This is a genomic window from Nocardiopsis suaedae (assembly GCF_027706745.1).
GTDB classification, from domain to species: domain Bacteria; phylum Actinomycetota; class Actinomycetes; order Streptosporangiales; family Streptosporangiaceae; genus Nocardiopsis_A; species Nocardiopsis_A suaedae.
The window spans coordinates 74,584-93,805 of sequence record NZ_JAQFWP010000001.1 but is presented as its reverse complement, the minus strand read 5'-3'; the positions used below and the strand labels follow the sequence as shown (position 1 = coordinate 93,805).

At 72.6% G+C, this 19,222-nt stretch carries 23 protein-coding genes and 1 pseudogene; 10 read left to right on the top strand and 14 right to left on the bottom strand.

Features of this window, described 5'->3' with window-relative positions:
- The first annotated feature begins 42 nt into the window (after window positions 1-42).
- Window positions 43-372 (top strand): DUF4870 domain-containing protein, encoded by a 330-nt coding sequence (locus tag O4U47_RS00410; RefSeq protein ID WP_270674877.1) that lies wholly within the window; start codon window positions 43-45, stop codon window positions 370-372.
- Between the two features lie 123 nt (window positions 373-495).
- Window positions 496-1,167, top strand: a complete 672-nt coding sequence (locus O4U47_RS00405) for a DUF4870 domain-containing protein (protein WP_270674874.1) — start codon at window positions 496-498, stop codon at window positions 1,165-1,167.
- 40 nt (window positions 1,168-1,207) lie between these two features.
- Here O4U47_RS00405 and hemW read toward each other — a convergent pair whose 3' ends face one another.
- A complete protein-coding gene (gene hemW / locus O4U47_RS00400) occupies window positions 1,208-2,440 on the bottom strand; it encodes a radical SAM family heme chaperone HemW (protein ID WP_270674872.1) in 1,233 nt (410 codons plus the stop codon).
- A gap of 194 nt (window positions 2,441-2,634) precedes the next feature.
- Between hemW and O4U47_RS00395 the strand changes: the two genes are divergently transcribed.
- Window positions 2,635-3,228 carry a copper resistance CopC family protein gene (locus O4U47_RS00395; RefSeq protein WP_270674870.1) on the top strand — a complete coding sequence of 198 codons (594 nt, stop codon included), beginning with the start codon at window positions 2,635-2,637 and terminating at the stop codon, window positions 3,226-3,228.
- On the opposite strand, the gene O4U47_RS00390 is transcribed toward O4U47_RS00395, so the two are convergent.
- The gene (locus tag O4U47_RS00390; protein ID WP_270674867.1) at window positions 3,195-3,572 is read right to left on the bottom strand and encodes a hypothetical protein; all 378 of its coding nucleotides are present in this window, start codon (window positions 3,570-3,572) and stop codon (window positions 3,195-3,197) included. The two genes, O4U47_RS00395 and O4U47_RS00390, sit on opposite strands and share 34 nt — an antisense overlap.
- 107 nt (window positions 3,573-3,679) lie before the next feature.
- Entirely contained in the window at window positions 3,680-4,075 is a 396-nt protein-coding gene (locus O4U47_RS00385) for a Panacea domain-containing protein (protein WP_270675285.1), read from the bottom strand.
- 389 nt (window positions 4,076-4,464) lie between these two features.
- Here O4U47_RS00385 and O4U47_RS00380 point away from each other — a divergent pair.
- A pseudogene (locus tag O4U47_RS00380) lies at window positions 4,465-4,956 on the top strand (Dyp-type peroxidase); the annotation flags it as partial.
- A 308-nt stretch (window positions 4,957-5,264) separates the two neighbouring features.
- Here O4U47_RS00380 and O4U47_RS00375 read toward each other — a convergent pair.
- Window positions 5,265-5,795 (bottom strand): sigma-70 family RNA polymerase sigma factor, encoded by a 531-nt coding sequence (locus O4U47_RS00375; RefSeq protein WP_270674864.1) that lies wholly within the window; start codon window positions 5,793-5,795, stop codon window positions 5,265-5,267.
- 77 nt (window positions 5,796-5,872) lie between these two features.
- Between O4U47_RS00375 and O4U47_RS00370 the strand changes: the two genes are divergently transcribed.
- Window positions 5,873-6,046: a zf-HC2 domain-containing protein gene (locus O4U47_RS00370; RefSeq protein ID WP_270674862.1), complete on the top strand. Its 174-nt coding sequence runs from the start codon at window positions 5,873-5,875 to the stop codon at window positions 6,044-6,046.
- A gap of 267 nt (window positions 6,047-6,313) precedes the next feature.
- On the opposite strand, the gene O4U47_RS00365 is transcribed toward O4U47_RS00370, so the two are convergent.
- The 4 genes from O4U47_RS00365 to O4U47_RS00350 all read right to left on the bottom strand — a co-directional run bounded on the left by O4U47_RS00365 (window position 6,314) and on the right by O4U47_RS00350 (window position 9,963).
- A complete protein-coding gene (locus tag O4U47_RS00365; protein WP_270674859.1) occupies window positions 6,314-6,886 on the bottom strand; it encodes a hypothetical protein in 573 nt (190 codons plus the stop codon).
- A 352-nt stretch (window positions 6,887-7,238) separates the two neighbouring features.
- Entirely contained in the window at window positions 7,239-8,780 is a 1,542-nt protein-coding gene (locus tag O4U47_RS00360) for a multicopper oxidase family protein (protein WP_270674856.1), read from the bottom strand.
- A gap of 66 nt (window positions 8,781-8,846) precedes the next feature.
- Window positions 8,847-9,260, bottom strand: coding sequence for a DUF6153 family protein (locus O4U47_RS00355; protein ID WP_270674853.1), 414 nt, complete (start codon window positions 9,258-9,260; stop codon window positions 8,847-8,849).
- 109 nt (window positions 9,261-9,369) lie between these two features.
- Window positions 9,370-9,963, bottom strand: coding sequence for a M48 family metalloprotease (locus tag O4U47_RS00350; RefSeq protein ID WP_270674850.1), 594 nt, complete (start codon window positions 9,961-9,963; stop codon window positions 9,370-9,372).
- 192 nt (window positions 9,964-10,155) lie between these two features.
- On the opposite strand from O4U47_RS00350, the gene O4U47_RS00345 reads away from it, so the two are divergent.
- The 3 genes from O4U47_RS00345 to O4U47_RS00335 all read left to right on the top strand — a co-directional run bounded on the left by O4U47_RS00345 (window position 10,156) and on the right by O4U47_RS00335 (window position 11,495).
- Window positions 10,156-10,413 carry a DUF6891 domain-containing protein gene (locus O4U47_RS00345; protein WP_270674847.1) on the top strand — a complete coding sequence of 86 codons (258 nt, stop codon included), beginning with the start codon at window positions 10,156-10,158 and terminating at the stop codon, window positions 10,411-10,413.
- A 246-nt stretch (window positions 10,414-10,659) separates the two neighbouring features.
- On the top strand, window positions 10,660-11,127 hold the full coding sequence (locus O4U47_RS00340; protein WP_270674843.1) for a hypothetical protein: 468 nt from the start codon (window positions 10,660-10,662) through the stop codon (window positions 11,125-11,127).
- Window positions 11,124-11,495 carry a hypothetical protein gene (locus tag O4U47_RS00335; RefSeq protein WP_270674840.1) on the top strand — a complete coding sequence of 124 codons (372 nt, stop codon included), beginning with the start codon at window positions 11,124-11,126 and terminating at the stop codon, window positions 11,493-11,495. Before O4U47_RS00340 ends, O4U47_RS00335 begins: the two co-directional genes overlap by 4 nt.
- Here the strand turns inward: O4U47_RS00335 and O4U47_RS00330 are convergent.
- On the bottom strand, window positions 11,474-12,802 hold the full coding sequence (locus O4U47_RS00330) for an erythromycin esterase family protein (RefSeq protein WP_270674837.1): 1,329 nt from the start codon (window positions 12,800-12,802) through the stop codon (window positions 11,474-11,476). The genes O4U47_RS00335 and O4U47_RS00330 overlap by 22 nt on opposite strands.
- A gap of 159 nt (window positions 12,803-12,961) precedes the next feature.
- Here O4U47_RS00330 and O4U47_RS00325 point away from each other — a divergent pair, with 159 nt between their 5' ends.
- The gene (locus O4U47_RS00325; protein ID WP_270674836.1) at window positions 12,962-13,741 is read left to right on the top strand and encodes a MerR family transcriptional regulator; all 780 of its coding nucleotides are present in this window, start codon (window positions 12,962-12,964) and stop codon (window positions 13,739-13,741) included.
- Here the strand turns inward: O4U47_RS00325 and O4U47_RS00320 are convergent.
- Window positions 13,684-14,694 carry a helix-turn-helix domain-containing protein gene (locus O4U47_RS00320; protein ID WP_270674834.1) on the bottom strand — a complete coding sequence of 337 codons (1,011 nt, stop codon included), beginning with the start codon at window positions 14,692-14,694 and terminating at the stop codon, window positions 13,684-13,686. The genes O4U47_RS00325 and O4U47_RS00320 overlap by 58 nt on opposite strands.
- Before the next feature lie 52 nt (window positions 14,695-14,746).
- On the opposite strand from O4U47_RS00320, the gene O4U47_RS00315 reads away from it, so the two are divergent.
- Complete coding sequence (locus O4U47_RS00315; protein WP_270674832.1) at window positions 14,747-15,169, top strand: cupin domain-containing protein; 423 nt, start codon at window positions 14,747-14,749, stop codon at window positions 15,167-15,169.
- A 111-nt stretch (window positions 15,170-15,280) separates the two neighbouring features.
- Here O4U47_RS00315 and O4U47_RS00310 read toward each other — a convergent pair whose 3' ends face one another.
- The 4 genes from O4U47_RS00310 to O4U47_RS00295 all read right to left on the bottom strand — a co-directional run bounded on the left by O4U47_RS00310 (window position 15,281) and on the right by O4U47_RS00295 (window position 19,221).
- On the bottom strand, window positions 15,281-15,868 hold the full coding sequence (locus tag O4U47_RS00310) for a dihydrofolate reductase family protein (protein WP_270674830.1): 588 nt from the start codon (window positions 15,866-15,868) through the stop codon (window positions 15,281-15,283).
- A gap of 102 nt (window positions 15,869-15,970) precedes the next feature.
- On the bottom strand, window positions 15,971-16,558 hold the full coding sequence (locus tag O4U47_RS00305; RefSeq protein ID WP_270674829.1) for a hypothetical protein: 588 nt from the start codon (window positions 16,556-16,558) through the stop codon (window positions 15,971-15,973).
- A gap of 171 nt (window positions 16,559-16,729) precedes the next feature.
- On the bottom strand, window positions 16,730-17,617 hold the full coding sequence (locus O4U47_RS00300; RefSeq protein ID WP_408638903.1) for a sugar ABC transporter permease: 888 nt from the start codon (window positions 17,615-17,617) through the stop codon (window positions 16,730-16,732).
- Window positions 17,617-19,221, bottom strand: coding sequence for an ABC transporter permease subunit (locus O4U47_RS00295; RefSeq protein WP_270674826.1), 1,605 nt, complete (start codon window positions 19,219-19,221; stop codon window positions 17,617-17,619). The genes O4U47_RS00300 and O4U47_RS00295 overlap by 1 nt, the downstream gene beginning before the upstream one ends.
- Between the last annotated feature and the right edge of the window lies 1 nt (window position 19,222).

Sequence of the window (19,222 nt, the reverse complement as noted above, 5' to 3'; positions counted from 1 at the left end):
GGCTCGGGCCCGGCGCCCTCGGCGGAGGACCCCAGCTGGGCGATGATCGCCCACCTGTCCGGCATCGTGGTGGCCTGCCTGGGCTGGCTGCCGGCGCTGCTGGTGCACGCCAGCCAGAAGCAGCGGTCGGCCTTCGCCCGCCACCACTCCTCCGAGGCGCTGAACTTCCAACTCACCCTGCTCATCCCCTACGCCCTCGCGTGGATCGTCTACATTGTGCTCGCGTTCCTGACACCGACGGTGGTGTGGATCGGATCGGTGCTGATCGCACTGGTCTGGGGGCTGTCCATCGTGTTCGGCGTGCTGGCCGCCGCCAACGCCAACAAGGGCGGGTGGTACCGGTACCCGGTGGCCGTCCGCCTCGTGAAGTGACCGGCGCCGCCCCGCGGCGCCGGCCGACGGCCGGCCCCTGCCCCTTCGGCCGGCGACCGACCCCTCTGCGTGCTCCGCAGAGCGCTTCCGGCTCAACGACCTGATCGACCTAGGAGACCGACCATGGGTTACCCACCCCAGCCCGGCGGGCAGCAGCCCCACCCCCAGCAGGGTTACGGCCAGCAGCCGCAGCAGCCCGGCTACGGACAGCCGCCCGCCCCGCAGCAGCCCGGCTACGGGCAGCCGACCGGGGGCCAGCCGGGCTACGGCCAGCCCACGGGCGGCCAGCCCGGATACGGGCAGCAGCCGCAGCAGCCGCAGCAGCCCGGCTACGGGCAGCAGGGCCAGCAGATGCAGCCCTACCAGCAGCAGCAGTACCCCCAGCAGGGCGGCTACCAGCAGCAGCCCGGCTACGACCAGGTGTACGGCCAGCAGGGCGGTTACCAGCAGGGGTACGCCCAGCAGGGCTACGGCCAGATGCGGCCCGATGAGGAGGGGCTGGTCGCCGCGGCCCACATCGGCGGCGCGTTCATCCCGCTTCTCCCGATCATCCTGTACTTCGCCAAGAGCGACGCGTCGCCGTTCGCCAAGCACCACCTGGCCCAGGCGAGCAACTTCCAGGTCGCGATGATCATCGCCTACTTCGTCAGCGGGCTGCTGATGTTCGTCATCATCGGCATCCTCACCTACCTCATCGCCCTCGGGCTGGCCATCTACTTCGGCATCAAGGCCAACTCCGAGGCCAAGAAGGGGGTCTGGTTCAAGTACCCCTTCGGCATCCCGGTCGCCAAGTAGGACCCGGCCCGCGTTCCAGCGGTGCCGCGCGGCGGCGGCCTCAGGTGAGGTCGCGGACCACCGCGTCGGCGAGGAGGCGGCCGCGCCGTGTGAGGACGGCGCGGCCGTCTTCGTGTGCGGAGGGGTCGAGCAGGCCCTCGGCGACGGCGCGCGCGGCGGCCGCCCTCCCATCCGCCTCAAGGAGGTCGAGGGGGCATCCCTCGGCGATGCGCAGCTCCAGGAGGACGCGCTCGAACCGGCGCTCGTCCTCGGTGAGCACCTCGCGCGCGTGGCCCGGCGAGATGCCCTGCGCCAGGCGGGCGGCGTAGGCGGCGGGGTGCTTGACGTTCCACCACCGGGTGCCGCCGACATGGCTGTGGGCGCCGGGACCGACGCCCCACCAGTCCCCGCCGGTCCAGTACAGGCGGTTGTGCTCGCTGCGGGCGTCGACGCCGCGCGACCAGTTGGAGACCTCGTAGGCGTGCAGGCCCACGCCTTCCAGCATCGTGTCCGCGATCAGGTAGCGGTCGGCCAGCACGTCGTCGTCGGGGGCCTGCAGCTCGCCCCGCCGCACGCGCGCGTGGAGGCGGGTGCCCTCCTCCACGATGAGGGAGTAGGCGGACACGTGGTCGGGGTCGGCCTCGAGGGCGGCCTCCAGGGAGGCGCGCCAATCGTCGTCGGTCTCGCCGGGGGTTCCGTAGATGAGGTCGAGGTTGACGTGCTCGAACCCGGCCTCGCGCGCCCAGGCGGCGCACTGCTGCGGGCGCCCGGGGGTGTGGGTGCGCTCCAGCACCTCCAGCACGTGCGGGCGGACGCTCTGCATGCCGAAGGAGACGCGCGTGAATCCGGCGTCGCGGAGGCGCTTGAGGTAGTCGGCGTCGACGGTCTCGGGGTTGGCCTCGGTGGTGACCTCGGCGCCGGGGGCGAGACCGAACTCCTCTTCGATCGCGGCCAGGACCCGGCCCAGGTCCTCGGGGGGAAGGAGTGTCGGCGTTCCGCCGCCGACGAAGACGGTGCGCACGGGCAGGCGCGCGTCCCCGAGCACCCGCCCGGCGAGGCGGACCTCGCGCACGGCGAGGTCGGCGTACCCGTCCCGGGAGGCGGTGGCGGTCCCGTCCCGGGAGACGAGCTCCTCGGCGGTGTAGGTGTTGAAGTCGCAGTACCCGCACCGGGTGACGCAGAAGGGCACGTGGACGTACACCCCGAAGGGCCGCTCCCCGAGACCCTTGAGCGAGGCGTCGGGCAGGGACCCGTCCGACGGAACGGGGTCACCGTCGAGGACAACAGAAGGCATGCCTCCAGTGTCGGTGATCGGGAACGATGCCCGCGCCGAGCGCCGGAACCCGCCCGCGCGCACGCGTCCCCCGGCCACGACGCGCCCCTCGCCGCCTCGGCGACCGGAGACGGATTCGCGGGAACCACCGCCCCCGGCCCTCCGACTACCGAGGAAGCGGCACCGGAACGGCTCGGCGGGGAGGCAGAGGCACAGTGCTCACCAGGATCACCGGCCCGGACCGAACGCGCGGCCGCCGCCTGCGGGCCGCGGTCGTCGGCGCCCTGCTCGCCCTCGCCGCGGTCCTCACCACCCCGGCCGCACCCGCGCTGGCGCACGACCGGCTCGTCTCCTCCGGCCCCGAGGACGAGGAGCGCCTGACCACCGGGCCGGAAGAGGTGACGCTGGTCTTCAGCGGCGAGGTGATGGACGTCGGCGCGGCGGTGACCGTCCTCGACGCCGAGGGCGCCCAGGTCTCCCGGGGCGGCCCGGCCATCGACGGCGACGAGGTCTCCCAACGCCTGTCCGGGGCCCTACCGGACGGCGGCTACGTGGTGCGCTGGAGGGTCGTCTCCGGCGACGGCCACCCCATCAGCGGAGCCTTCCCCTTCGCGGTGGGCGAGGACACCGACCTCCCGGACCTGACCGCCCCGCCCTCCTCTACCTGGTCGTCTCGACCCTCCTCAGGCGACGGCGCCGCGCCGACTGACCGCCTTCCCCGTGCCGCGGACAACCAATCTCCGCCCCAATCCGTCATGTGGGAGCGGGGCGCTCGTCAGTCTCGGTCCTTCCCCGGGCAGACCTTGTGATCTGCATCCCACCAGATCGGGTAGAAAACGCGGGGCCCCTCCGGAATCACAATTCCCCATAGTCGCCCCATGTTGCCCTCGCGAAAACGGAAGAGTTCGTCCCACTCTTCCAATTTCAGCTCACTCAAGCGTTTCTGGGCTTCCGGGCAAAGATTCTCAACAGGAATGAACTTGTTCCTGGCGCCGCGACGTCTATTGCCCCCGGTCTGCTGGTTAAGGATCTCTTTCCATGTCAGACTCTCCATCTCACTGAGGAGAGAGATGATCTTGAGAAGGGTGGCCTCATCAACTCCCCAGGACCAACTCCCCTGGTACTCACGGTCAAGCAGCGAGAGCCTCCACATGGGGCTTTCCCCCTCAGGGGCGTGGCTGGCAGGGAGCCGACGAGGTACACGACTGGGCTGCGCAGGTAGGGCCGAAGCGGGAACGCGCTTCTGCTTTTTGCCCTTGCTCATACGGTCTCGGCGTCGTCCCTGTCGAGCAGCGAGCCGTAGAACTCCTTCATTGCTTCCGGCGAGATCTCAGCATTGCTGCCGACGTGGGCGGGAAGACCCGCACGAGCCTTCCTCCACGGGTCTTCATTGTGAGTCATCTCGCTGAGCTGCTTCCCCGTCAGCTTCCCGTAGGCGTCGACCACAACGTCGATGCTCTTGCGCTGGTCAGGAGTCAGCTGGTCGACGTCGCCACGAGGCCACTCCCCAACGGAGAACTGTCCGCGGTGCTCCGCGAACAGTTCACGTACGACAGGACCGTTGGCCCATGCCTCGATGTGCTCCTGAAACAGGGGGTCCTCGTCCCAGACCAGCGACCACGCCTGCGAGTAGTAGACGAGCTTCTGAAGCTTCATAGTGGACACGGGGCCGACCTTGGACAGGACGTAAGCGGCTACGTCATGTGCGCTAGCCACGGCGGTCTCCCTTCCTGTCGGTCGCACTGTGCATCTGACTGACGACTGCGGGTCGCACGTGGGGGGCGGCGGGCACGTCAGGGATCCCAACTCAATCGTATGTCCGATTTGCATGTATTTCTGTACCCCTGGGGTGCGACAAATCTACCCCCTGCAACGCTCGGTGTTGGCAAAACTACTAAAAACATCCACGTCGTTGCCGTCTGCAACACGGAGCACCGGCGGTCGACGCAGGTACAGGACACTCTTTCCTGACCTGGCGGGATTGGGCGGGCCCGAAACCCGCCCGCACCCGCGCCAGACCGTCGGAGACGCCCCCGGCCGTCAGAGAGGGGCCGGGGTGGCTGCGCGGCGGGACGGGCCTGGTGCTCCGCCGGATCGCCATGGATCTGGAGGCCTGGGACCGGCTCGACCGGCCGGGCAGGGAGGAGGCCGTGGGCAGGCGCCTGTCGGACGGCGCCCCGCTGACCGGGGCGCGCGAGCACGACGAGCCGGACTTCACGGCCGTCACGCCGCTGGGGTTCCCGAGGATCGGCGAGTTCGCCCACATCCGACGGGCCCGTTCGGACGACCCGGACGCGCGGTTCTTCCGGCGCGGCTACAACTATGAGCTGGTCGACCGGGACGACGCGGACGCGGCGGGGCTGCTCTTCGCCGCCTATCAGGCCGACCCGGTCCGCCAGTTCGTGCCGATCCAGAAGCGCCTGGACGAACTCGACCTGCTCAACGAGTGGGTGGCCGCCATCGGCTCGGCCGTGTTCGCCGTCCCTCCCGGGCACGGGGAGGACGGCTTCATCGGAGAGGGCCTGTTCACGTCATGAGCGCCGCGTGACCTGAGCGCCGCGTGACCTGTACGGCCGCGTCCTCAGTGCCGCGCGTCCCGGTGCCCCGTTGCTCCACCGGGTCTTCGTCCCCGCGGGCTCGGGGGGCAGCGCGCGGCGGGCGCAGGGACGCTCCCCCGCGGCTCACGGCTCCGCCTGTGGCCGGCCCGGCAGGGCTCCGCCGGGCCGGCCACAGGGCTTTCACCGGTTCTCTACCGCGCGGATGTGGCGACCGCACTCCGTCGGTCGGACGGGCGGGGGCGTTGGTTCCCCGCTCCTTGCCCGGTCCGGGAACCGCGCTTCGCGGATCAGGCGGCCATCGCCCGGATCAGGTCGGAGCGGGCCCGCGCCACCCGCGAGCGCACCGTCCCGACCGGCACCCCCAGCTCCTCGGCCGCCTCGGCGTAGGAGTAGCCGTGGACCCGGGTCAGCACGAAGGCCCGGCGCCGTTCGGGGCAGATGTCGGCCAGGAGGCTTCCCAGGGCGATCTCCTCCTCGAACCGGGCCCCGCGGTCGGCCAGGAGGCCGCTCCCGGCCGGGTCCTCCGGCAGCACCGTGGTCCGGGGGCGCGCCGCGGTCCACCGGTAGCGGTCGGCCACGGCCCTGCGGGCGATCGACTTCAGCCAGGTGCGCACGGACGAGCGCCCGGCGAACCCGGGCAGCGCCGTCATGGCCCGCACGTAGGTCTCCTGGGTGAGCTCCTCCACCCACAGCGGGTCCACGCGGTGGGCGATGAACCGGGCCAGGTCCTCCCTGGTCTCGGCGATCAGGCGTTCCAGCGCCCGGTCGTCGCCCCGGCCGGCCGTCCCGGCCAGGGCGGTCAGTTCCTCGTCGTTCACCGCGCCCCTCCCGTCCGCCGGTCGGAGCGCACCGGACGACGGCCCGCCCCGGCCGGGCGATGGGCGATCATGGGCGGGTGACATGCGAGGAATGCCGGACGGCGCTGTCGGCCGAGATCGACGGCGAGGGGACCGGCCAGGGCGCGCGGGCCGTCCGCAGGCACCTGTCCGCGTGCGCCGGGTGCGCCCGCTGGCTCGACGCCTGCTGGGCGCTGGAGGGCCTCCTCGACGCCGCCGAGGGCGGCCGGTGAGAGGGCGAAGCGGAGCGGGGTCCTCGTACATGGTGGTTGCAAGGCCGTTCCTCTGCTGCTGAGACGCGTCGCCGCGCAGCGCCCCGCGCCCGCGGGGCGACCGTGGCAGCGGCGACCGGCGCACCGGCGGCTCCGCGACGGAGGCCGATGCGCACGACGGAGACGGTCGGCGACGCGGCCGACCGCAGGATGGACGCATTCACGCCTCCGGCAGCGGCGTTCCGGCGCGTGCCCCGGTGCGGGGCGCGGAACGGGTGTGCGGAGGCCTCAGCAGCGGAGCGGTGGGCCGCGCAGCACCACGGTGTGGCGCAGGCCGCGGGCGATGCGGCCCCCGTCGCCCCGGTCGGGGCGGCGCGTGGACGGGGGCGGCGGGGCGGCGGCTCCGGAGCCCCCGACCAGCAGGACCGGCAGGATCAGCAGCCCTAGGAGGCGGAGCAGGCCGAACAGGGCGGCCTCGCCCTGGCGGAGCCACCATCCGCTGATCAACGCGGCGACCATGTGCGCGGCCAGCATCCCCGTCCCGCCGTCGGCGACCGCGGCGCCCGCCTCGGCGGCCCCAGCCGCCCCGGCGTGGTGGGATCCGGCGCCCGCCTGGGCGAAGGAGAACAGCAGGTGGAGGGCGAGCTGCCCCCACAGCATCAGGGCGCAGATCCCGGCCAGGCCGCGCTCCTTCTCGGCGGCGGCCCAGGCGAGTGTGAAGAGGAGGAGGAACCCGGCCACCGGTCCCACCGGCGGGAGGACGTGGTCGGACATGGCGGCGTGCCCGGCGGCGGACACACCGACCGACACCGAGGCGAACACCCCGGCGCGGACGGTGCGGAACGTCTCTGCCCTCGCCATGGTGCGATCATCTTCGCACCGCCCGATCCGGCCCGGCCACGGCCCCCGAAGTGCCGGAATCGGCGCCCGTCGGGGGCGGTCCCCGGGTGGCCGCCGCCCCGCAGGGGCCCCGCGGGTGCTTCGGCGCCCCTTGGGCGAGCCGAGCCCCAGCGCCGGACGGCGTTCGCCGGGCCGGTGTGCGCCCCGCGCCACGCGCCGCCCCGCCCCGCGCCACGCGTCGCAGCGCAGAACCGGCCGAACGGAGCCTCCACCGCTCCAGCGGACGCGACCGTGGTCCGGGCGGCGATGCGGCGATGCGCCGCCGCCCGGACCCGGGACTCCCCGGGATGCGCGGACGCACCCCGGGCGACGGCTACACCGTGTAGGCGAGCAGGCCCATCATTCCGGCCTCGCCGTGGTAGATGTTGTGGCAGTGCACCAGCCACTGGCCCGGGTTGTCGGCCTCGAAGTCGACCTTCACCGACTCACCGGGCAGCACGATGACGGTGTCCTTCCTCGGGCCGCCTCCCGCGATCTGGAACGTGTGGCCGTGCAGGTGCATGGGGTGCCACATCATGGTGGAGTTCTTGAACACCACCCGTACGCGCTGCCCCTGCTCGCACTTGTAGGCGCCTTTCGTCGGGTCGTCGTGGTCGAACCTCCGCCCGTTGAGCGCCCAGTCGTAGGCGCCCATGCCGCCGGTCAGCTCGATCGTGTGCTCGGCCTCCGGGCTCCGCTTCTCCAGGCGCACCTCCGGGGCGGCCTTCAGTTCCGTGGCGTGCACGATCTCCCCGTCGAGCGCGTCGGGGCGCACGTCCCCGCCCGGGGCCCGCCCCGAGCCGGTGCGCACCACGCCCAGTGCCGTGGCGTCCTTGCCCTCGGCCAGCGCCACCAGCGGGAATACGCCGTCCTTCAGCGTCACCAGCACGTCGTAGCGCTCCCCCATGCCGAGCACGACCCCGTCGACCTCCCGGTGCTCCACCGGGTAGCCGTCGGTGTGCGTGACCGTCATCCGGTGCCCGCCCAGGACGACCCGGTAGGCGGTGTCGCCCCCGGCGTTCACCAGGCGCAGCCGCAGCCGCGCCCCCGGTTCGGCCGTGAACGTCCGCGGGTCGCCCGCGGGGCGCCCGTTGATCAGGTGCATCGGGTAGTAGATGTCCCCGGCGTCGCCGCCCAGCAGGTCGCTGGAGGCGCCCATGAGGGTGTTCCCCATGCGCATGGGCCCGTCGCCCATGCCGCCGCCCTCCCCGTGGCCGCCGTGGCCGCCGTGGTCCATGCCGCCGCGCACCTCCTCCAGCACGGCGTCGGGGGTGGTGCCGTCGACCCCGTCCAGCCAGTCGTCGAGCATCACCACCCACTCCTCGTCGTAGGCGAGCGGCTCGTCAGGGTCGTCGACGATGATCGGCGCGTACAGGCCCCGGTCGATCTGGGTGCCCACGTGCGGGTGGAACCAGTGCGTCCCCGGCGTGTCCACGATGAACCGGTAGGTGAAGTCCTCGCCGGGCCGCACCGCCTTCTGGGTGACGGGTGGGACCCCGTCCATGTCGTTGCGCAGGGCCAGGCCGTGCCAGTGCACGGAGGTGGGGTCCGGAAGGCGGTTCTCCAGGGTGGCCTTGAGGGTGTCCCCGGCGGAGACCCTCAGCTCCCCGCCGGGGAGCGCGTCCCCGTAGCTCCAGGTGCGCACGGTGCGGCCGCCGAGGTCCAGTTCGGACTCGGCGGCGCGCAGGGTGAACGCGCGCTCCTTGCCGGTACCCGCGCGCTCTTTCTCGACGGCATCGACGATGGCGTCGGCGGGAGTGACGAGGGCCCCGGCGGAGGGACCCGCGGGCCCGGTGCGGCCGCAGGCCGCGAGCAGGCCCAGACCGGAGACGGCGGCGCCTGCACCGATGAAGGAGCGGCGGCTGAATTCGGGCATGACTGAACTGTCCTTCGCGTGAAAGGGATGTGCGGATCGGATTCGGCGTGCTGAGAGTGCCGGGTATTAGATCCGCAGGATCGACAGTTCTGCCAGCTCGGGCGGGGTGGGCGGGGCCGCGCGCGCGGCGTGCGGCAGGGGGAGCGGGCGCGGCGCCGGGCCGGGGAGGACGAGCCGGGCGCGGGGCGGCAGGGCCACGTCGACGGCCGCCTTGGCGCTCTGGCAGGTGCCCGACGCCGGGCCGCAGTCGTCCTGTCCGCCGTGGTCATGGCCGGAGGGCGCCGCTTCGGACAGGGCGGTCGGCGCGGGGTGGGCGTGCGGGACCTCCGGGGTCTCGGCCGCCGCTGCCGCGGCGGGGGCCGGAGCGGCCGCCTGCAGTGCCTGCCGGGGCACCGAACCGTGGTGCGCGACCAGGGCGAAGGCCGCGAGCAGCAGGGCGGTGACCACGGCCGCGTACGCCCCCGCGGGGCGGCGCGGCACGCGCCCGCCCGTCCTCGTCGGCCGCATCGTCCCCCGCTCTTTCCGCTCGTTTCGGTCCCAGCGTGCCGCATGAGCCGACCGCCCGCCCCCATTCACCGCGTGGTGCCCCTCACAGCAGGAGGAGGAAGGCGATGTGGTGCAGTTCGATACAGGTGGAGGCCACTCCCCCGGAGGCGGCGCCGGTGCCGCCGAGGAGGGCCGGACCGGCCACCGGGTTGGCCGCCGGGGGCTCGCCCAGCAGCGCCTCCACCCGCCGCACGACCTGGAAGTCGGCCAGCCCCGGGTGCCGCGCCGGGCCCGGCGCGGCCGGGACGGCCTGCGCGATGGTGCGGGCGACGAGCCCCCGGTCGCCGACCGCCGCGGCCGCCTCCTCGTCGGCCCAGCGCTCCAGGTCGAACCGGAGCCGACGGTGGACCGGCGCCGGCGGCGGGAAGAGCGCGGCGGCCAGCGCCCCCGCCGCAGCGTAGACGTGGTGGCGGTGCCGCGGGTGGGCGTGCTCGTGCCGGAGCACCACGCCGAGCTGCTCGCGGCTGAGCAGGCGCAGCAGACCCCGGGAGAGCACGACGCCGCCGCGCCGCCCGGGGACCGCCATGGCCATCGGCCGGTCGTCGGCGACCACCCCCGCACCGGCACCGCGCCGCCGGGCCTCGCGCACGCCGCGCCACCAGCGCACACCCAGAAGCGTGGACGGGTTCACCGGCATCGCGCGGGTACACGGCGTGGAACGGCTGCGCTTGTACACCGGGCACGGCAACGAGGCGGCCCAGTGCTTCTACCGGCGGCTCGGCTGGGAGGAGCAGCCGGTGCAGCACGACGTCGACGGCGTGCCCTGGACGCCGTTCATCCTCGACGCCGAGACCGGCGACGGCACCGCGGCCCGGTCGTGTCGCGGCCGGTGCCGCGCGACGAGATCGCCGACGTCGTGGTCGGTTGGGCGACGCGCCTGGCGGAGGCCGGGGAGGCGGCCGAGAAGCGGGCGGCGCCCGAGCCGGACGCCGAGGCCGTGGAGGACGCCGAGGAGTTGGCACGGCTACTGGTCCGCCGCGGTCACGCCCGGTTCGAAGAGGCGGGCCTCACGGCCCACTGGGACGGCGCCCCTGGCACACGGATCGAGATCTCCCCCATGGAGTGGCGCCGCCGCCTGCCCCAGTAGAGGCCGGAGGACGAGCGGAGGGGCGCCGCGCCTGCGTGGCAGTTTCCCGGGGGAACGTGTCCGCCCTGCCACTGGGCCCACACCGTGGCACGGCACTAGCTTTCAGGGCGCACCGGCCGTCGCCGGATTCTCCACCGTTCCTGAAGGAGTGTCGATGCGCCCCTGTACCGCCATGCCCGCTTCCGGTCCGCCGATACCGGGCAGAGCCTCCGCCCCGCGCCCCTGCTCGGGCCCGGAGCGCTGACCATGGCCAAGCTCTTCCTCTCCTTGCATGTCGTGGCCGCGATCATCGCCATCGGCCCGGTCACCGTCGCCGCCAGCATGTTCCCTCCGGCCCTGCGGCGCACCCACGCGTCGGAGCCCCCGCACGAAGGCCTCGGCACCCTGCGGCTGCTGCACCGGCTCTGCCGCGTGTACGCCTACGTCGGGATCGCCGTCCCGGTCTTCGGGTTCGCCACCGCGAGCGCCCTAGGAGTGCTCGGCGACGCGTGGCTGCTCGTGTCGATCGTGCTGACCGCCGCGGCCGCGGCCGTCCTGGCCCTGAAGATCCTCCCCGACCAGGCCCGGGAGATCGCGGCCCTGGACGGCGGGGAGGCCGAGGGCGGCTCCGTTCCCCCCGCCCGCCTGGCGATGGTCACCGGGGTGTTCAACCTGCTGTGGGTGGTGGTCACGGTCCTGATGATCGTCAGGCCCGGCTCCACCACCGGGGTGTGAGCGTGAACCCCGTCGTCCTGCGCATCGGGGCCCACATCGAGTTCGCCTCGCTGCTGCTCATGCTGGCCAACCTGGCCACGGTCCACCACGAGGCGGCGTCGTCACTGCTGGGGCCGGTGCACGGCTGTTCCTACCTGTTCGCGGCCGTCGGGGTGTGGGCGTACGGCCGGGCCACCCCGGCGGCCCGGCTCCTCGCCCTGGTCCCCGGCGTCGGCGGCCTGCTGGCGGTGCGCCGCATCCCTTCCGCCCCTGGAGCCGACGGCGGTCGAACCCCGCGCGAGCCGCTGCAGGGCCTGAAGCGACCGCGCGTGGTGCAGGAGCCTCAGCACCCCTCGGTCCGGCGGAGTCAGGAGGGGCGGGAAGGCTGATCGCCGCCTCCGCCGCCCTCCTGGCCGCCCCAGAGGACGCGCTCGCTCCCCCGGCCCTGGATGAACGCGATGGCGTTCATGCCGTCGAGCCCGTCGATCGGGATGTAGCGCGGGTCCTTCAGGTCGCCTCTGGCTTGGATGGCCCTTCCTCCCGAGCGCACCTCGCGCACCGCGTCGACCGGGAAGAGCGCGCCTTCCCGCGCGCGCGAGGCTTCCGGGGCGACCGCCTGTGAGAGCACCCCTTGCAGGCTGTCCGGGGCGCCTTCGGCGGCGTCGGTGCCCTCCGCTTCGGCCATGTCCGAGGCGATGACGACGTACCGGTCCTTGAGCTCGGGGGCGACCAGGGCTCCCGCACACCACCACTGCACGGCCATACCGCCCATGTCCATCGCGGTCCGCCGCTTCCAAAGGTGGGTATTGTGCGCGAACACCAGGGTCGGCCCACGCTCCGCTTCCGCTGAGACGACGGCCCTCAGGTTCTCGGCCATCAGCGCATCCCGCAGGCCGCCCAGCGCCGCAAGCCGCTCCGGCATCGGGGCCGCCCATGCCATGGCCGAGTGGTAGCGGAGCAGGCCCAGGGCGGTCCGGATGAGCATGTGCGCGTCCTGGTAGGCGGCGTCGGACGACGCCTCGCGGAGCGTAGGGGCTTCGGCCTCCATGAGAGCGAGGAGGTCGTCGGCAATGGGCCGCAGAGCGCGCGCGGCCTGGGTGTCCCCCACCGACTGCGTGGCGTCCATCATCGCCGCGCTGGAGGCCCAGACGCCGTCGTAGCCGAGGAGCCCGTCGATCCGGTCCGCAGCGTGCCGGACACGCGCCTGCCCCATGTGCTCGACCAGGTACCCGTGCGCCTCCATCAGCGCGGCGCGCGGGCTGGGGACGGACATCATCTCCATCGGCCCGTCGAAGCCGTAGAACCTGACCCGGTCGGCGGGTTCCCGGTCCGCGTTGACCTCCCTCAGCCAGGCCACCAGGGCACGGTTGGAGGGCAGCGAACCGAATTCGTGGCTGAAGCCGCGCGCCATCGCCTCGTCCAGACCGCCTTCGCCGTCGGTGACAAAGGCGTCGACGATGCGGCCCGCCAGACAGGAGCTCTCTAGGGCGACCGACCGGAATCCCTTGTACCGCACCAGGTACTCGATGATCCGGTTGCGCATCTGCGGGAACGATTCGACGCCATGGGTCGGCTCACCGAGCCCGAGGAGGGCCGGTGCGCTGCCGAGCGTGTCGAGGTAGCGGGCGACGGCCTCTCCGGCCGTTCCTCCTTCCTCACCGAAACCGAACTTCTCTCCGTCCTTGTCCAGGGGCATTCCGGGACCGCCTCTCCTCCGCAGGGGTTTCAACGCACAGCGGCGCCGTCCGCGCCCTCTGCACGATCGAAGTGCCTTCGACCGTATCCTTGAAGGAACCGTTGAGACTTTTGCTCCATCAACCGCTCAACGACCGCGGAAACCTTCAACCGGAGGACCATGCCGCCCCGCTCCACCGCGTTCCGCCCGACCGACCTGGCGGGCGAGCACGGGCTGTCCGCCCAGGCCGTGCGCAATTACGAGGAGCAGGGGATCCTGCCGCCCGCCGAGCGCGGCGCGAACGGGTACAGGAGGTACGGCGCCGTCCACGCCCAGGCCTTGCGGGCGTTCCTCGCGCTGCGGCGGGGCTTCGGCCACCGGACGGCAACAGAAGTGCTGAACGCGGCCAACCGGGGCGAGGACGAGGCGATGTTCCGGATCATCGACCGGGCGCACGCGGCACTGCTGCACGAGAGGGAGACCCTGGACGAGGTGGAGGACGCGTTGGAGGCGCTGCTCGCGTCCCCGCCCGAGCCGTCCCCGCATGCGCCCCGGGGGCGTGCCGTCGCCGCCTCCGCAGAGCCGTTGACCGTCGGAGCGCTGGCCCACCAGGTCGGGCTGCACCCGGCGACGCTGCGCACGTGGGAGCGCGTGGGAATCCTGCGCCCCGAACGCGACCGGGCGACCGGGTACCGGGTCTACTCCCCCGAGGCCGCCCGCGACGCCCATGCGGCGCGGGAGCTGCGCCGGGGAGGGTTCCCGCTGACGAGGATCAGGGACTTCCTGGACCGCCTGCGCGGCGCGGGCGACCCGTCATACCTGGGGGCGACCCTCGATGAGTGGAGGGCGGGGATCAACGCCCGGAGCAGGGCGATGCTGGCGGGCGCCCGCGAGCTGGAGGCCTACCTCGCCACGGCGGCCGGGGCGGGGGCCTTCTCCGCGGCGAACCGGGCACGGTAGGCGCTCGGCGTCACCCCGGTCCGGCGGCGCATCTGCGTGCGCAGGTTGGCACCGGTTCCCAGCCCGCTGAGGTGGGCCACGCGCTCGGTGCCCTCCTCTCCCCGCTCGATGAGGCGGCAGGCCAGCCGCACGCGCTCACCGGCGACCCACTCCATCGGGGTGGCACCGACCTCGGCGCGGAAGCGCCGGTGCAGCGTGGCGGGGCTGACGCCCGCGCGGCGGGCGAGGTCGGCGACGGTGAGTGGGCCCACCAGGCGCTCGCGCGCCCAGTCGAGGACGGGGCCCAGCGAGGAGTCCCGCAGCCGCGGGAGGGGCCGTTCGATGAACTGGCGCTGGCCGCCGTCCCGGTGGGCGGCGAAGACCAGCCGCCGGGCCACCGCCGCCGCGACCTCCGCCCCGTGATCCCGGGCCACCAGGTGCAGGCCGAGGTCGAGGGCGGCCGCACTGCCCGCGGAGGTCAGCACGTCGCCGTCATCGATGAACAGCACGTCGGGGCGCAGGTCGACCCGGGGGTGGCGCGCGGTGAACGTCTGCGCCCACCGCCAATGGGTGGTGGCGCGGCGGCCGTCCAGGACGCCGGCCTCCGCGAGGGTGAACGCGCCCGTGCAGAAGCCGACGAGCCGCGCCCCGCGCGCTGCGGCGCCCCGGACCGCCTCCACGACGGCTGGTGAGGCTCCGGCCAAGGGATCCGGCCGGTTGGGCACGATCACGGTGTCGGCCCGCTGGACGGCGTCCAGCCCTTGGGCGGCCGCCAGGTGGAACATCCCCTCGTGCATCCGGACGCCCGTCTCAGGGGCGCAGATGGAGAAGTCGTACCAGGGGATGTCCAGCTCGGGGCGTCTGAGGCCGAACAGCTCGGTCGCGACACCCATCTCGAAGGGGTTGGAGCCGTGGTCGGCGATCAGCACGACGCGGTGCGGCTCTGGGGCGCTTTGCGAGGATGCTTGCGGCATAGGCGATTCCTATCACTGACGTGCGCTCCCGGACACCGGAAGAATCCCTGACATGAGCACCGAGAACACACGCCCCGTCCGCTCCGGTGAGCCCGTCGACCTGCAGGACTCCCTCTCCCGTATCGATAGGACGTGGGACCCGCGCATCGCCCTGCGGGTGAACGACTACGATGTCCGCCTGGCCAAGGTGAAGGGCGACTTCGTCTGGCACTCCCACGAGGACACCGACGAGTTCTTCCTCGTCATCGAGGGCGAATTGCGCATCGGCCTACGCGAGGGCGGTACCGAGCGCGAGGTCGTGTTGGCGACGGGCCAGGCGTTCACGGTCCCGCGCGGGGTGGAGCACCGCCCGGTCTCCCCGGGCGGTGCGTCGATCCTGATGTTCGAACTCTCAGGCACCGTGAACGTCGGCGACCACGACGGCCCTCTCCCTGACGGGATCGCCGCGACATCAGGGCGCACCTTCAACGAGTGAACGGCCCCGCCGCTCCTCTCCCACCGACTCCCGGAGGTCGCAGCGAGCGGAGCGGCGTGAGGCCCCAGCCGAAGTGTCCCGCATCCTTGCCGAGGCCTCGCGCTTCCCGGGTCACTCCGGGGCGTAGGTCGACACCACTACGCCACTGTCGGTCGTGACGTTGCCCAGCAGGCGCAGGTTCTCGGGGCCGGGGCCCGACTCCGGGAACAGGCGGCGGCCCGACCCGAGCACCACCGGGTGGACGGCCAGCAGCAGCACGTCGACCAGACGGTGCGGCAGCAGCGCGCGCACGACGTCGCCGCTGCCCATCGTCACCAGGTTGCCGTCCACCCGCTCCTTCAGCGTCCCCACGGACCCGGCGACCTCCCCCTTCAGCAGTTCGGAGTTCTCCCACGGCAGCGGCTCGGTCAGCGTCGACGACACCACGTACTTCCGCGCCTCCGTCAGGGCCTTGCTGAACGGGTTGTCGTCCAGCTTGGGCCAGAACCCGGCGAACTGGACGTAGGTCCTGCGTCCGAGGAGGAGCGACCAGTCCCCCGACATGTACTCCCCCATGGCCCCCTGGAGCCGCGGGTCCTGGCCGCGCTGGGCGGCCCACCCGCCTTGGTCGAACCCGTCCCGGGGGTCCTCGTCGACGCCGCCCGGCGCCTGCATGACCCCGTCGAGGCTCAGGTGCTCGATCGCGATGACCTTGCCCATGGTTCCGTCCTTCCGCCGCCGCTCGTTGCTCCGTCATCCCTCTGACCCCGTAGGGACCGGGAACTCATCGCCCGGTGAACGGTCGACGGCTCCGGAGGCCGGTCAGGGATCCTCGATCTCCGCGTAGTCGAGCGGCATCGCGGCCACGCGCAGCAGGAGCGGCAACGGGTCGGGCAAGGCCACCCGCTGGTGGACCGTGAAGTCGGGAAAGTACGTGAGCGTCTTGTTCCGGCGCCCCGTGATCGCGATGTCGGCCAGGGGCCGCCCGTCCGGTCCGGTGACCGGGCACCCCTCCCACATGTTCTTCGGGCCGCTGATGCCGAACGACGCCATGTCCCGCCCATAGGCGTCGTGCACGGCGAAGCGGCGCGACGCACCGAACCTTTCGGTGAGGGTGACGGTGCCGATCAGGACACCCGCGGCGGTGCTCACCGACGTGCGGGACTCCCTGCGAGTGCGCTCCTCTTGGAGGTGGAGCGTCTCCCCGTCAGGGGATTCCACCACCAGGCTCCGGGTGCTGGTCATCGTGCGCATGAACGAGCGGACGAGCCGCTTCCCCGTCGAGTCGCCGAGGTCCTCACGGGCCCGGGCCAGCACCGCCCCGTCGGTGGAGCGCAGCTCGTACTCCAACCCTCCGTACAGCACGTCCGACTTGTCGACGGATCCGATGACCAGGGGGTTCACGTTCACCAAGGAGAGCACTGGCGCCTCCGGGACGGGGGATGGCGGAGAGAGGGGTCCTGACAGGACCACACATCCGACGCGGCACGGACCCCCCTGGTTCCCCGACCGCCCCTCACGGGTGCCCCGCCTCCGACGGGTCGGCGGGCCCCGCCCTTCTGGCGGGCGGGGCCCACATACCTACCCCTTCACGGCTCCGCTCGTCAGCCCTTCGACGATGAAGCGCTGCAGGTACCAGAACACCGCCAGCACCGGCAGCGCCAGCAGCAGCGTCCCCGCCGCGAACATGCCGAAGTTGCTGTCCCGCTGGTCGGCGACCATCGCCGCCAGCCCCAGCGCCACCGTCTGGGAGTCCGGGTCGCGCAGGAACACGCTCGCCATGATGAACTCGTTCACCGTCGCGATGAACACCAGCAGCCCGACGATCGCCAGCACCGGTGTCACCAGCGGCACCAGGATGCGGAAGAACATCTGGGCGTGCGTGGCCCCGTCCACCCGGGCGGCCTCGTCCAGCTCGCTCGGCAGGGTGTCGAAGAACCCCTTCATCAGCCAGGTGTTGATGCTCAGCGCCCCGCCCATGTACACGAGCAGCAGCCCCCAGTGCGTGTCGAACCCGACCTCCGGCCGCAGGTCGGTGACGGCCGAGAACATCAGGTAGATCGCCACGATCGCCAGGAACTGCGGGAACATCTGGATGATCAGCAGCCCGTACAGCCCGACGCGGCGCCCCCGGAAGCGGAAGCGGCTGAACACGTAGGCCGCCAGCGCCGACAGGAACACCGTCGCCGCCGCGTTCGACACCGCCAGCACCAGCGAGTTCAGGTACCAGCGGGGAAAGCGGGTCTCGGTGAGCAGCTGCGCGAAGTTGTCCGTGCTCACCCCTGTCGGCACGAGCTGCGCACTGCTGAGCGTGCCCAGCGGGTTCAGCGCCGCCGACACCACGAACAGCACCGGGAACACCGCGAACGCGGTCATCGCCAGCAGGAACAGGTGCCGCCACATGTGGCCGAAGGTGCGGCGGGACGCCCGGCGCCGCATCGGCCGCTGCACCGTCGTCGACTGCGCCATCAGCGGTTCACCTCTTCCAGCGCCGCGCTCCTGCGCAGGCTGAGATAGGAGATCAGGGTGACGATGAGGAAGATGAACACCGAGATCGCCGCGGCGTAGCCGTACTGCGCGCTCTGCCCGCCGAACGCCAGCCGGTACGTGTAGGTGATCAGCAGGTCCGTCGTCCCCGCCATGGGGCTGTCCGACGGGAACGGCCCACCCTCGGTCGTCAGCCAGATCGCGTTGAAGTTGTTGAAGTTGAACGCGAACGTGGCGATCAGCACCGGGGCCATCGCCACCATCAGCAGGGGCAGCGTGACGTTGCGGAACGCCTGCCAGGCCCCGGCCCCGTCGATGCGCGCCGCCTGGACCAGCTCCCGGGGGATGGCCTGCAGCGCCCCTGTGGCGATGAGGAACATGTACGGGAACCCGAGCCAGATGTTGATGGTCAGCGCCGCCGCGCGCGCGGTGGCGGTGCCGCCCAGCCAGTCCACGTCCGTGCCGAGCATCCGGTTGATGAGCCCGAAGTCGGCGTTGAACATGTCCCGCCACAGCAGCATCATCGCGAACGCGGGCATCGCGTACGGCAGCACCAGCAGCAGCCGGTACACGGTCCTGCCGCGCAGCGGCCGGCGGGTGTGCATCGCCAGCGCCACGGACAGGCCGAGCACAAACACGCCGAACGTGGTCCCCGCCGCGAACACCACGTTCCACCCCAGGATGGAGAAGAACGAGGAGGCGATCCCGGGGTCGGCCACCACACGCGCGTAGTTGTCCGCGCCGACGCCGACCCGCCACCCCTGGGAGAGGCGGTCGCCGTCCTCGTTGTAGAACGCCCCGCGCTCGTCGTCCGCGGTGTACACCTCGCCGGTGGAGGTGTCGGTGATGCAGTCGCAGTCGGCGTCGTAGACCCGCGTCGCCCGGCCCTCGTAGGCGGCCGACAGCCCGCTGGCGCGGATTCCGGTGCCCTCCTCGGCGGGCACCGCCATCTCCGAGATCTCCTCGCTGCGCCCGCCCGCCTCGGCTGCCGTGAGCAGCGTGTACCCGTCCGCCTCGGTGACCTTTCCGGTGGGTCCGGTGCTCGCGTCCGACACCGGCTCCAGGCCGTCGGCGTCCCCGGCGAGGACCCGGCCGTCGTCCGCGGTCAGCAGGAAGACCAGGTCGCCGGTTGCGGCGCCGCCGCGCGCGGCCAGGGTGAGCACGTAGTCGTCCGCACCCTCGCCCTGCGCCACCGACGCCGCCTCGATCTGCGCGATCGCCTGCTCCTTGGTGCCCCGGTGACCGTCGCCGTAGTTGGTGACCGACGTGCCGATGGTGTACAGCACCGGCACCACCTGGAAGGCGACCAGCAGCAGGACGCCGGGCAGCAGGTACTTGGCGGGGATGTGCCGCTTGGACAGGTAGATCCAGAAGACCAGGGCGGTGACCGCCACCACGGCGGCCAGTCCGATCCAGTTCCCGGCCGCCGCCAGGGGGAGCGCGGCCCACACCGCGACCCCCACCGACACGGCCAGCAGCACCGCCTTGACCAGGTGCCCGGCGATGCCGCCGCGCGGGACCAGGCGTGCTCCGGGGAGGGGGGCGGGCGCCTTCGGCGCGCCCGCCCCGCCGCTCTGCCTCGCCACT